At 44.3% G+C, this 12,698-nt stretch carries 14 protein-coding genes and 1 other annotated feature; of the genes, 4 read left to right on the plus strand and 10 right to left on the minus strand.

All coding sequences use genetic code 11. The annotated features are described in order from the left end of the window. Nucleotides 1-2 precede the first annotated feature (2 nt). The 5 genes from GFC30_RS15295 to GFC30_RS15310 all read right to left on the minus strand — a co-directional run bounded on the left by GFC30_RS15295 (nucleotide 3) and on the right by GFC30_RS15310 (nucleotide 4,174). A complete protein-coding gene (locus GFC30_RS15295) occupies nucleotides 3-182 on the minus strand; it encodes a sporulation protein Cse60 (RefSeq protein ID WP_066327766.1) in 180 nt (59 codons plus the stop codon). A 304-nt stretch (nucleotides 183-486) separates the two neighbouring features. Beyond that, nucleotides 487-798 carry a rhodanese-like domain-containing protein gene (locus GFC30_RS15300; RefSeq protein ID WP_066327769.1) on the minus strand — a complete coding sequence of 104 codons (312 nt, stop codon included), beginning with the start codon at nucleotides 796-798 and terminating at the stop codon, nucleotides 487-489. Between the two features lie 69 nt (nucleotides 799-867). Further along, on the minus strand, nucleotides 868-3,285 hold the full coding sequence (gene leuS / locus GFC30_RS15305) for a leucine--tRNA ligase (protein ID WP_066327772.1): 2,418 nt from the start codon (nucleotides 3,283-3,285) through the stop codon (nucleotides 868-870). A gap of 79 nt (nucleotides 3,286-3,364) precedes the next feature. Further along, nucleotides 3,365-3,579: a binding site (T-box leader), on the minus strand. 179 nt (nucleotides 3,580-3,758) lie between these two features. Further along, a complete protein-coding gene (locus GFC30_RS17280) occupies nucleotides 3,759-3,899 on the minus strand; it encodes a hypothetical protein (protein WP_169807020.1) in 141 nt (46 codons plus the stop codon). Between the two features lie 11 nt (nucleotides 3,900-3,910). Continuing rightward, a complete protein-coding gene (locus tag GFC30_RS15310; protein ID WP_066327774.1) occupies nucleotides 3,911-4,174 on the minus strand; it encodes a YtzC family protein in 264 nt (87 codons plus the stop codon). A 151-nt stretch (nucleotides 4,175-4,325) separates the two neighbouring features. Between GFC30_RS15310 and GFC30_RS15315 the strand changes: the two genes are divergently transcribed. Then, entirely contained in the window at nucleotides 4,326-5,279 is a 954-nt protein-coding gene (locus GFC30_RS15315) for a tRNA modification radical SAM protein MnmL/YtqA (protein ID WP_066327777.1), read from the plus strand. After that, complete coding sequence (locus GFC30_RS15320) at nucleotides 5,276-5,851, plus strand: tRNA 5-(aminomethyl)-2-thiouridylate-methyltransferase MnmM (RefSeq protein ID WP_066327779.1); 576 nt, start codon at nucleotides 5,276-5,278, stop codon at nucleotides 5,849-5,851. Before GFC30_RS15315 ends, GFC30_RS15320 begins: the two co-directional genes overlap by 4 nt. A 53-nt stretch (nucleotides 5,852-5,904) precedes the next feature. Here the strand turns inward: GFC30_RS15320 and GFC30_RS15325 are convergent, their stop codons facing one another. Next, complete coding sequence (locus tag GFC30_RS15325) at nucleotides 5,905-6,969, minus strand: tetraprenyl-beta-curcumene synthase family protein (RefSeq protein WP_066327787.1); 1,065 nt, start codon at nucleotides 6,967-6,969, stop codon at nucleotides 5,905-5,907. A 15-nt stretch (nucleotides 6,970-6,984) separates the two neighbouring features. Further along, on the minus strand, nucleotides 6,985-7,779 hold the full coding sequence (locus tag GFC30_RS15330; RefSeq protein WP_066327791.1) for an alpha/beta hydrolase: 795 nt from the start codon (nucleotides 7,777-7,779) through the stop codon (nucleotides 6,985-6,987). 81 nt (nucleotides 7,780-7,860) lie between these two features. On the opposite strand from GFC30_RS15330, the gene GFC30_RS15335 reads away from it, so the two are divergent. Next, complete coding sequence (locus GFC30_RS15335; RefSeq protein WP_066327795.1) at nucleotides 7,861-8,379, plus strand: gamma carbonic anhydrase; 519 nt, start codon at nucleotides 7,861-7,863, stop codon at nucleotides 8,377-8,379. On the opposite strand, the gene GFC30_RS17840 is transcribed toward GFC30_RS15335, so the two are convergent. Further along, the gene (locus tag GFC30_RS17840; RefSeq protein ID WP_409978528.1) at nucleotides 8,287-8,508 is read right to left on the minus strand and encodes a DUF5009 domain-containing protein; all 222 of its coding nucleotides are present in this window, start codon (nucleotides 8,506-8,508) and stop codon (nucleotides 8,287-8,289) included. The two genes, GFC30_RS15335 and GFC30_RS17840, sit on opposite strands and share 93 nt — an antisense overlap. Here GFC30_RS17840 and GFC30_RS15340 point away from each other — a divergent pair. Further along, nucleotides 8,471-9,313 carry a C39 family peptidase gene (locus tag GFC30_RS15340; RefSeq protein ID WP_066327797.1) on the plus strand — a complete coding sequence of 281 codons (843 nt, stop codon included), beginning with the start codon at nucleotides 8,471-8,473 and terminating at the stop codon, nucleotides 9,311-9,313. The genes GFC30_RS17840 and GFC30_RS15340 overlap by 38 nt on opposite strands. Nucleotides 9,314-9,351: 38 nt before the next feature. On the opposite strand, the gene asnB is transcribed toward GFC30_RS15340, so the two are convergent. After that, complete coding sequence (asnB, locus tag GFC30_RS15345) at nucleotides 9,352-11,247, minus strand: asparagine synthase (glutamine-hydrolyzing) (protein ID WP_066327799.1); 1,896 nt, start codon at nucleotides 11,245-11,247, stop codon at nucleotides 9,352-9,354. Nucleotides 11,248-11,416: 169 nt separating this feature from the next. Beyond that, nucleotides 11,417-12,625, minus strand: coding sequence for a methionine adenosyltransferase (metK, locus tag GFC30_RS15350; protein ID WP_066327801.1), 1,209 nt, complete (start codon nucleotides 12,623-12,625; stop codon nucleotides 11,417-11,419). Between the last annotated feature and the right edge of the window lie 73 nt (nucleotides 12,626-12,698).

Consider the following 12,698-nt stretch of genomic DNA (forward strand, 5'->3'; position numbering starts at 1 on the left):
GGCTAGGCTCGATATACGACCATCGCCGAGAAGCAATAGATTTGCTCTCCTTCTGATTCCATTAATGCGACATCGTATTTAATGTCGATAAGCTGGCCTTCTTTTAACCCAGCCAAAAAACGATTGACCGATGCTTCTAAATCTTTTTCATGCTCTTCATCGAACACTTTCACTTTGTACATTCTACTCTCCCCCTCAAAAATATAGTTCTTTGTTTACGGCAAAAATCCTTTCTACATAAGAAAAGGGCAAAGCGCCCGCCTATCGGCGAAGAGCGCACAAGCCCCACCGAGGAGAGCTCGAACTAAGCAGTTGCTTCATTCTTCGTGGGCAAAATCGCTGAAGTTTCTCCATGTGTCGCCGCTGAAAGAAGGGGAGGAGCGCATCACACCGATGGCGCTTGGAGCTAGACAGCTCTCTGCCCAATTGCAAAATTTTATACTTTCCTATCTTAGTAAAAAAACACAAAGCTGTAAAAGCTTTGTGTTATTTTGGGATGATTTCTCCGTCCCATGCAAGCATGCCACCGATCATGTTGCATACGTTATAGCCTAGCTCTTGCAAATAGTAACAAACGTTTCCGCTGCGTACGCCAGAACGACAAACAAAAATGTATTCTTCATCTTTTTTGAATTCGTCCAAACGGCTCGGGATGTCCCCCATCCGAATATGCTTTGCGCCTGGAATCATCCCTTGGGCGACCTCTTCATCTTCACGCACATCTACTACATTTAGGCGTTCTCCTCTTTCTAGCTTTTGTTTAAGCTCTTCAGCTGTAATTTCTTTAATCTCTTCCATGACACAGTCTCCTTTCTTTTCTCAATATAGTTCCCCGCCTAACGGGAAGCGGGGATAACTTATTGGAGATTAATTTGCTACAATATTTACCAATTTCCCTGGAACAGCAATAACTTTGCGTACGGTCTTTCCTTCGATTTGTTCTTTAATTTTCTCGTCTTCCATCGCGATTTGCTCAAGCTGTTCCTTAGAAGCATCTGCCGGTACATTCAATTTCGCCCGCACTTTGCCGTTTACTTGCACAACGATTTCGACTTCGTCCTCAACTAACTTCGCTTCATCATACGCCGGCCACGCTTCGTACGCAATCGAATTCATGTGGCCTAGCTTTTCCCATAACTCCTCTGCGATATGTGGGCAAACAGGGGACAACAGCTTCACGAACCCTTCCACATACGCTTTTGGCAATACTGGTGCCTTATACGCTTCATTGATAAACACCATAAGCTGCGAAATAGCGGTATTAAAACGAATTGCTTCATAATCCTCAGTTACTTTTTTCACCGTTTGATGATAAATGCGTTCTAATGTATCTGTTTCTGGTTCACTTACAATTTTTGGATTCAATTCACCGTTTTCTTCAACAAACAAGCGCCAAACGCGATCTAAGAAGCGACGAGCACCGTCCAACCCTTTTGTCGACCATGCAATCGACGCTTCAAGTGGTCCCATAAACATTTCATATAGACGCAATGTGTCGGCACCATGGCTTTCAATAATATCGTCTGGGTTAACAACGTTCCCTTTTGATTTGCTCATTTTCTCGTTGTTTTCCCCAAGAATCATCCCTTGGTTAAATAATTTTTGGAACGGCTCTTTCGTCGGCACGACGCCGATGTCATATAAGAATTTATGCCAGAAGCGAGCATACAATAAGTGAAGCACGGCATGCTCCGCACCACCGATGTAAATGTCCACTGGTAGCCATTTTTTCAATTTTTCTGGATCAGCTAATTGCTCGCTGTTGTGCGGGTCGATATAGCGTAAGTAATACCAGCAACTTCCTGCCCATTGTGGCATCGTATTCGTTTCGCGGCGCCCTTTTTTCCCTGTTTTCGGGTCCACAACGTTCACCCATTCTTCAATGTTCGCTAGCGGCGATTCGCCTGTTCCGGACGGTTTAATTTCATCCGTTTTCGGAAGCACAAGTGGCAATTCTTCTTCCGGTACGGGCGTCATCGTTCCATCTTCCCAATGGATGATCGGAATGGGCTCACCCCAATAGCGCTGGCGGCTAAACAACCAGTCGCGGAGGCGATACGATACTTTTTTCTCGCCTTTGCCGTTTTTCTCCAACCATTCGATCATTTTCTTCGTCGCTTCTTCTTTATTTAAGCCGTTTAAGAAATCAGAGTTAATATGTTCGCCATCTCCCGTATACGGCTCTTTCGACACTTCACCACCGGCAACAACTTGTTTTATAGGCAAATTAAATTTTTTCGCAAATTCATAGTCGCGCTCATCGTGTGCTGGAACCGCCATAATCGCGCCAGTACCGTAGCTCATCAACACATAATCAGCAATCCAAATTGGCAATTTCTCACCGTTTGCCGGATTGATTGCATAAGCACCCGTAAATACCCCTGTTTTTTCTTTCGCTAAATCGGTGCGCTCAAGGTCGGTTTTGCTTTGAATTTGTTGTAAATATGCTTCCACTGCTTCTTTTTGCTCTGGAGTCGTAATTTTTTCCACGAGCGGATGTTCAGGAGCAAGCACAGCGTAAGTGGCGCCAAATAACGTATCTGGACGAGTGGTAAAGACGGTAAACATTTCATCATGGCCGTCAATGGAAAAATGAATGTGTGCTCCTTCTGAACGACCAATCCAGTTGCGCTGCATTTCTTTAATGCTTTCTGGCCAGTCTAGCTCTTCTAAATCTTCAAGCAGGCGATCAGCATATGCGGTAATGCGAAGCATCCATTGTTTCATCGGCTTGCGGATCACTGGATGCCCGCCGCGTTCGCTCTTTCCGTCAATGACTTCTTCATTGGCTAAAACCGTCCCTAGCGCCGGGCACCAGTTGACTGGCACTTCATCCATATACGCTAAACCTTTTTCGTACAGTTTTAAGAAAATCCACTGGGTCCATTTGTAATAATTTGGATCGGTTGTGTTGACTTCCCGGTCCCAATCGTATGAAAAACCTAACGATTTAATTTGGCGCCGGAAGTTGTTAATATTTTTTTCAGTAAATTCTGCTGGGTCGTTCCCGGTATCAAGGGCATATTGCTCTGCAGGCAAGCCGAATGCATCCCATCCCATCGGGTGAAGGACATTATATCCTTGCATGCGCTTCATACGCGCTAAAATATCAGTCGCTGTATACCCTTCTGGATGCCCGACATGAAGACCAGCGCCAGACGGATATGGGAACATATCCAAAGCATAAAATTTTCTCTTCCCTTCCTCTTCGGTCGTCTTAAACGTTTTATTCTCTTCCCAATATTTCTGCCATTTTTTCTCAATCTCGCGATGATTGAAGCTCATGTCGTATCCTCCCATCTTTCTATGTCTATTTCCAAAGTGTTAACAAAAAATAAAATAAAAAAACCTCTCGTCCTTCATCAAAAGGGACGAGAGGTCGAATTTCCCGCGGTACCACCCTCATTAGCGCACAAAAAACGCTCACTCGACTCATTAACGCAGATTCACGGCGCATGCTACCTCATTCGCACACGCAACTCCAAGGCGAGTTCGTAAACAAACTTCGGTTGACTCGCACCAGCCGTCAACTCTCTGCAGCCCGTTTTGTTCACTACTACTCCTTTTCACGGTCATTTGGGAATATTTTATTATAATCATTATTTTAAGAAATTTATCACTTCGTTGCAAGTATCATCCGAATAATTTCATCCACTATTATACGAAGCACGTTTTTTGTTCGCTACTTTTTGTTTTCGCCCCGTTCTGTTTTTTCTGGCATTTGAAAAAAGCACCCGGATTATCTCCGAGTGCTTCGCTTATTGTTCGGCATGGTATTCTGCTTTCGCTTCTTGCCCTTTTTTCGCGTTCCGTTGTTTCACTTCTTTTACTGGATCGTCGAAACTTTTCAAATGCAACGTTTTTTGTTCTGGATTGTTTTGCTTTGAACGTTTTTTCATGGCTACCTCCTTTAATGGTCTAATAAAATCATGTCGTTTTGCAATTGCTCAAGCTGTAAGCGCATCCGATGTAACTGTTCACGTTGCTGGGCGTTGCAACTTAACGCCAAATGGGCTAAATCATTTACTGCCTGCTCAAGCATTTGTTGCGCGTTCATGTATTCTATGTCATTGTTATGTTCTTGCCGCTGTGCCTCGTTATATTGCTCTTTCGCAAAACGAATGACATCTTCACAATGCTGTAAAAACTCATCTACTGATTGCCGCGTCGCCATTGTGTTCCCTCCACCTAAAAAATTTGTCCATTTTTAATGTGCGCACTCCTCTTTCTCATTATGATGTTAATGATTGGAAACTGTCGATTTTTCACCTGAATCATGCTACAATGCTAAAATGACAACTATCAGTAAATACAAGGTGATGACGATGAACCCTTTTCCATATACAAACGACAACAAACGATACCATACGTGGAACTATCATTTACGGCAAACGTTCGGCCATAAAGTTTTTAAAGTGGCTCTCGATGGCGGCTTTGATTGCCCAAATCGCGACGGTACGGTCGCATACGGTGGCTGCACATTTTGCAGTGCAGCTGGCTCCGGCGACTTTGCCGGCAACCGCGCGGATGACTTAGTAACCCAATTTCATGACATTAAAGAAAAAATGCACGCCAAATGGAGAGATGGAAAATATTTAGCGTATTTCCAGGCATTCACGAACACCCACGCCCCTGTCGATGTGTTGCGGGAAAAATACGAAACGGTCTTACAATTAGACGACGTCGTCGGGTTGTCGATTGCCACACGTCCTGACTGCTTGCCGGACGATGTCGTTGACTATTTGGCGGAATTAAACGAGCGCACATATTTATGGGTCGAGCTTGGCTTGCAAACAGTTCACGAACGAACAGCGCTTCTCATTAACCGCGCGCATGATTTCGCCTGCTACGTCGAAGGGGTGCAAAAACTTCGCAAACACGGCATTCGCGTCTGCTCCCATATTATTAACGGCTTGCCGCTTGAGGACTATGACATGATGATGGAAACTGCCAAAACGGTCGCAAACTTAGACGTACAAGGCATTAAAATTCACTTACTGCATTTATTAAAAGGGACTCCGATGGTGAAGCAATACGAAAAAGGATTATTAACGTTTTTATCGTTTGATGAATACGTTCAACTCGTTTGTGACCAACTCGAAATTTTACCGCCGGAAATGGTCGTCCATCGCATTACTGGTGACGGTCCGATTGACTTAATGATCGGTCCAATGTGGAGCGTCAATAAATGGGAAGTATTAAATGCCATTGATGCGGAACTCGAACGGCGCAATAGCTACCAAGGAAAATATTATAAAAAAGAGGCGATTTCCAGATGAAGCTTGCCCGCATTTTGCCGTTTGCCCGCTCGTTGCTTGACCTTGCTGTCCAACCTGGAGACGTGGCGGTCGATGCTACGGTCGGCAACGGACACGATACGCTTTATTTAGCCGAACGAGTCGGGAAAACAGGGCGCGTTTTTGGCTTCGATATTCAAGCACAAGCAATTGAAAATACAATCGCCCGTCTAAAAGAACATCAAGCGCTTGAACAAGTGACATTATTTCAAAAAAGCCATGATGAATTGCGCAACGCAATTCCGACCGACTATCATGGACGCATTACCGGCGCCATTTTTAACCTTGGCTACTTGCCGGGAGGAAATAAACAAATTGTCACCAAACCTGATTCAACGATCCGTGCAGTAGAACAATTACTTCACATCATGGCACCGGAAGGAATTATCGTACTCGTCATTTACCACGGACATCCAGAAGGAGCAGTCGAGCGCGATGAGTTGCTTTCCTATGTCGAAATGCTCGACCAGCAGCGCGCGCATGTGCTTCGCTACCAGTTTATCAACCAAATCAACCATCCACCATTTATTATTGCGATCGAAAAACGACAATAGGCTGCCCCACACAACGAAAGGCAGCCTTCTTTGTTCAACGACAAAAAAATGGTTTACGCCCATTTTTGCCACGCTCGATACATGCGGCCGTTCCAGTAAAAAAAGCGAGAAATGGAGCCGCCGGCGCGGAGTAACTGCTTCGCTAGCCGGCGCATGTTAGGATGTGCCCGCGCTTTTTCATCCGATAAATACAGCCCTAATAAGCCGCGGTGAATCAACCGATGAAATGCCCCGTGAGGCAATTCCAAAAGACGCCTTTCTGCTTCCTCTATAAAGTGACATAGCCGTTCTAATAACACGATATCGTTTGGATAATAAAAACAAAAATTTAAATCACCGCCAAGCCGGTCTTCTTCTTGGTCAATAAAATAGTCAAGTAAAATATGCAAGCCTTGAATGTACGGAAAATAGCCATCACGAACGCGGCGCGCCATCTCTTTCGAAAACGATTCATTGAACGCATATGCCACTAAACAAAAGATACCGAGCGTCGAACCAGAACATGCGGAAAACTCGTACCATTCCATTGGCGGGAGGCTGTTTTGATGTTGCGCAAACCATTGTGTCAACCGCGGAATGCGCTCTTCTTGTTTCACATGTTTATGTACTTGCAAATCGCAATAATATCCCGCCAATTCTTTTAAGAGCGGCGCAATCGTGTCATAATGGGGGACTTTTTTCAATACGTCTTGGCACGTATAGACAAGTTCATGTAAATAGCCCCCATCATTTTGTTCGCTTCGATACCGATAATAATTCGTTGGAACAGCATCGATACATAACGCATCGGGCATCGAATCATGAAGCGCGCGAAAGTCTAACGGGTCTAGCGATGTGCTCCGGTCACATAAATTATCGAGATAATCGCTAATCGTTTGATAAGCGACAATAAACCGAATGCATTCTTCTCGGTTCGCTTCTGCTAGTAACGCCAAAATCGCGCCGCCTTCACAATGAAATGCTTTTGTATTCATGCTTGCTAGCGCTTGTTTACGCAATTCTGCATCAGGAATTTTCTCCGCTTTTTTTCGCCAAAACTCCAATTCACGATGTACGATTGGAAACACATCGCGATATACGTTTTTCATTAATGAAACAGGATGCGTCGGAATACTCAACAACTCTCACCTCAACTATGTTCTCCGAAGCATTAGCTGTGTTTCAAAAAATGTTTTTGCATACAAAAACACATCCTCACGCTCCGGCTCATTGAAAATTTCATGATATAGCGAGTCCCATTCTTTATATATTTTTTCTGAAATTGGCAACTGATCAAACCATTGTTTGACAACTGCCTTGTCCACAATTTTATCGTCGCCTCCCTGCATAAGCAACAGCGGAACATCCGGAAATTTGTCGATATTGCGTCGAGCGAGCTTCATCGCGTTTACTAGCTCGCGATACCAACGGACAGATACTCTCGTGACATAAAGTGAATCGTTTTTGTCCATTTCGCGTACTTCTTCATTTCGTGTCGCCATCTCCACCGACAGCCCAGAGTCAAACAACATCGCAGGGGCAACATAATTCAACATTTTCGACAAAACATCAAGCCCTTTCGACGGGTATGTAACAAGTCCTAAACATGGCGACGATAAAAGAACGCCGCTTATTGGAAGGTGATTTTCCTGCAACGTCCGAATGACGACAAGACCGCCCATGCTATGGCCAAGAAGAAAAATAGGCAAATGAAACGCTTTTGCAGCTTCAACCCAATCCTTCACTTCGTTTATATACTCATCAAACGACTGAATATGCCCCCGCTTTCTTCGCGTCGTCGTCCCTTGTCCTGGCAAATCACCCATGACGACATGAAACCCGCTCAAGCGAAACATTTCGATGAGCCATTTGTATCGGCCATGATGCTCTGCCGCCCCGTGAACGATCACGACAACTCCTTTCGGCTCTGTCGCTTCCCATTTCCACATAAAAATCCCTCGCTTTCGTTTACGAATTGAAAAAAAGTTTGTACACTTATAATACATACGGAAAAAGGAAGGAAGAAAGCAATGATTTACCCATACAAAGACAAATATCCAAAAATCGCACAATCAGCGTTTATTGCTGATTATGTGACGATTACTGGCGATGTAACAATCGGCGAGGAAACAAGCATTTGGTTTAATACTGTCATTCGCGGCGATGTCGCACCGACAATCATCGGCAGTCGTGTCAATATTCAAGATAACTCAGTTTTGCATCAAAGTCCAAACAATCCGCTCATTATCGAAGACGATGTAACGGTTGGTCATCAAGTCATTTTGCACAGTGCTATCATCCGCAAAAACGCATTGATTGGCATGGGCGCCATCATCCTTGATGGCGCAGAAATTGGGGAAGGAGCATTTATCGGCGCAGGAAGCCTAGTTCCACCCGGAAAAAAAATTCCGCCGCGCACACTCGCGTTCGGGCGTCCAGCAAAAGTAGTACGACAGCTAACCGAAGAAGATGAGCGAGAAATGGCACGCATTCGCCGTGAATATGTCGAAAAAGGACAATATTATAAATCGATTCAACATCCCCAATAATGTCCCTTTCGATGAAATATTTTTCGCCTTCTTTATCACCGGCAATATGATAAGATAGGAGCGGGAGTTTGTAAAATAAGGAGTTAGCGGTATGACAAATGTACTTTTCCTATTAGTTGCCGTTCTCATCGGCGTCGGTATTATTTATTGGCTTAAGTCTCTCTGGAAGGCTGCGGTTGTTTCTTTTTGCTTGACGATTTTAGTCGTCCCGCTGTTGTTGCAACAACAAATTCAAACCGCTATTAAACAGTGGAAGAATTTGAGTTTTGTAAAAGAAGAAACCGAGTTGCGTCGAGTCGTATCTTCCTTTGTCGAGGGAGAAATTAAACCATTCGTCCTGCTTGATGTTCCGCTCATTCAACAAATGCCAGAATTGCCGCGTGGCTGTGAAGTAACAAGCCTTGCGATGCTTCTTCAAGATGCAGGCGTACAAGTCGATAAAACAACGCTTGCCAAACAAATAAAAAAGGATCCGACCCCTTTTCAGCGCCGCAACGGCAAAGTATATTTCGGTAATCCACATAACGGATTTGTCGGCGACATGTTTTCGCTCGAGACCCCTGGGCTTGGTGTATATCATGAGCCGATTGAGGAACTAGCGAAACAATATTTGCCGAATCGAATCGTTAATCTCACTGGTAGAGATTTTACTGAGTTACAAAAATATTTATCACAAGGTGCTCCAGTTCTAGTGATTACAAATAGCACGTTTCGAGAACTTCCGGAATCTGCGTTTCGCGAATGGGACACGCCCAATGGCACAATTAAAATTACGTACTATGAACATTCTGTTGTTATTACTGGCTATGATCAAGACTATATTTATTTCAACGACCCGCTTTCCGGCCAAAAAAATAAAAAAGCACCGAAAGACGACTTTTTAGCCGCTTGGGTGCAAATGGGGAAACAAGCAATTACGTATCAACCGAAATAAGCCTCTCCATCTACAGAGATGGGGAGGCTTCTCCGTTGTTAAATGGATACGGGTTGCTTGTCTTTTTTTCCATGTGAAAAATCATATTTTTTTTCCATATACACTTGATGCCAAATCATAAAGGCAAGCACTGTCCAAATTTTTCGGCTATGGTCGGCTTTATTCGCACAATGCTCTTCTAGTAAGCGGTAGAGCACGTCCTTGCGGAACAAGTGGTCGGTTTCGCTTTCTTTGATGATTGTTTTCGCCCAATCATACATTTCATTTTTTAGCCAATGGCGAATTGGAACAGGAAACCCTAGTTTTTTGCGATGTAGCACATGATCAGGAACAATTCCTTCCGCGGCTTTGCGCAAAATATATTTTGTCGTATTGTTTGCTGTTTTCCATTCTGGTGCGATTTTGGCGGCGACAGCAAATACTTCTTTATCTAAAAACGGCACGCGCAATTCAAGCGAATGTGCCATCGTCATTTTGTCTGCCTTCAATAAAATATCCCCGCGTAGCCACGTATGAATGTCCACATATTGCATTCGATTCACCGGAGGATAATCCGGGGTTTGGTCATAAAGCGGGCGCGTAATCGTTGTGTAGTCTAGTTCGTCGCGATAGCTCTTAAGTAATTCACGCTTTTCCGCTTCGCTAAACATTTTCGCATTGCCGATATACCGTTCTTCCATTGGCGTTAACCCGCGCTCGATAAAGCTTTTTCCTTTTACCCCATCCGGAAGCATGCGAGCAATGACGCGCAGCGCGGATTTTGCCGCATTCGGCATCCGTTCAAACACTTCTAATGACTGCGGTTCACGATAAATATTGTAGCCGCCAAACAACTCATCTGCCCCTTCTCCAGACAAGACAACCGTTACATGCTTTCTTGCTTCACGTGCAACAAAATAAAGCGGAACAGCTGCTGGGTCCGCAAGCGGATCATCCATATGCCACATAATTTTTGGCATTTCGTCCATATATTCTCGTGGGGAGATGACGTAGCTAATATTTTCTACTCCTAGCTTTGCCGCCGTTTCTTTTGCTACATCGATTTCACTAAACCCTTCCCGTTCAAAACCGACCGAGAACGTTTTAATATTTGGATGAAATTGTTTTGCAATCGATGCAATAAGCGATGAATCGATGCCACCAGATAAAAACGACCCGACCGGAACATCACTTCGCATATGCACTCTCACCGAATCAAACAACACATCACGAATTTCTTTTACTAGTTCCTCTTCCGTCTGAACAATCGGGTGAAACGTTGCTTTCCAGTATGGCCGAATCGTTAACGGCTCCCCGATTTTCTTTTGGATATAATGACCTGGCTCTAGCTTCCGAATATCAGCTGACATCGTGAAAGGCTCAGGAACGTATTGGAACGTTAAATAATGCTGTAATGCATCGTAATGAAGTGTATCATACCCTAGCGCATGCAAAATGCTCTTTTTCTCCGAAGCAAAAAACGTACGTCCGTTTTGTTCAAAATAGAAAAACGGTTTAATACCAAACGGGTCGCGCGCCGCCAAAATCGTCTTTTCTTCTTTATCCCAAATGACAAAAGCAAACATGCCTCGCAGCTTTTCGACCGCTTTTTCTTTCGCATGGCTGTAAAGAGCGATAATCACTTCTGTATCCGAATGGGTGGAAAATGTATAACCTTGTTGCAATAGTTCTTCGCGCAATTCGACGTAGTTGTAAATTTCTCCATTAAAAATAATCCAATATCGCTCGTTTTCATAAGAAAGCGGCTGATGCCCCGCTTCTAAATCGATAATGCTAAGGCGTCGAAAGCCGAAATGGACATAATCATCAAAAAAATACCCGTCATCATCCGGTCCGCGATGGGTAATGATATCATTCATCTCTGTAAACGTTTGTTTCCATTGTTCATCCATTGTTTTCGGTTCATCATAAATACATCCAATAAACCCACACATGCCGTTGTCACCTACTTTTGTGAAATTCAACTTAGAAATTATACCACATCTTTAGACAAACGATTACATTTAGTTTAGCCAGAATCAATTAATAATTAGTCGTATATAAGAAAGATTTCGTTTCAGGAAAAGAGAAAGAGAGCTACGATTCGTAACTCTCTTTCCGTTTTTACTTCGCTAACGCGAGTGCTTGCTCTTTTAACACTTCTGCTTTATCCGTACGCTCCCACGGAAGGTCGATGTCTGTACGTCCAAAGTGACCGTAAGCGGCTGTTTGTTTGTAAATCGGGCGGCGCAAGTCTAGCATTTTAATGATGCCTGCTGGGCGAAGGTCAAAGTTGTTGCGGACAACTTCAACTAAAATGTCTTCGGATACTTTCCCTGTGCCGAACGTGTCGATCGAAATGGATACTGGTTTCGCGACACCGATCGCATACGCTAATTGCACTTCGCATTTATCTGCAAGACCAGCAGCAACGATGTTTTTCGCTACATAACGAGCCGCGTATGCCGCCGAGCGGTCTACTTTTGTTGGGTCTTTTCCAGAGAACGCACCGCCGCCGTGACGAGCGTATCCGCCATATGTGTCGACGATAATTTTACGGCCTGTTAATCCCGCATCCCCTTGTGGACCACCGATCACGAAGCGGCCCGTTGGGTTGATAAAGTATTTCGTATTTTCGTCAATTAACTCTGCTGGAACGACAGGCTGAATGACATGTTCTTTAATGTTGCGCACAATTTGATCTTGTGTAATTTCTGGATGGTGCTGCGTCGAAACAACGATTGTGTCGATGCGAACCGGTTTGCCGTTCTCATCGTACTCGACCGTTACTTGTGTTTTTCCGTCTGGACGCAAGTAAGGCAAAATGTCTTCTTTGCGAACTTCTGCTAAGCGACGTGCTAATTTGTGTGCCAATGAAATCGGTAATGGCATTAGTTCTTTCGTCTCATTGCAAGCAAATCCGAACATTAACCCTTGGTCGCCCGCACCAATCGCTTCGATTTCTTCGTCAGTCATCTGACCTTCACGCGCTTCTAACGCTTTATCAACACCCATTGCAATGTCTGGCGATTGTTCATCAATCGAAGTCAACACCGCGCACGTATCCGCGTCAAATCCGAATTTTGCACGCGTATAGCCGATTTCACGAACCGTATCACGAACAATTTTCGGAATATCAACGTACGTCGATGTCGTAATTTCTCCGCTTACTAATACTAAGCCAGTTGTTACGCTCGTTTCGCATGCGACGCGCGCATTTGGGTCCTTCGCTAAAATCGCGTCTAAAATCGCGTCAGAAATTTGGTCACAAATTTTGTCCGGGTGGCCTTCTGTTACAGATTCCGAAGTAAATAAACGGCGTTTTGCTGACATTCGTCAATTTCCTCCTCTTTTCTGTTCATCATGGAGCGTATCTTGTGCCCCTTGTAAAAAAATTGATACGGCA

It is taken from the genome of Anoxybacillus amylolyticus (assembly GCF_001634285.1).
Classification (GTDB): Bacteria; Bacillota; Bacilli; order Bacillales; family Anoxybacillaceae; genus Anoxybacteroides; species Anoxybacteroides amylolyticum.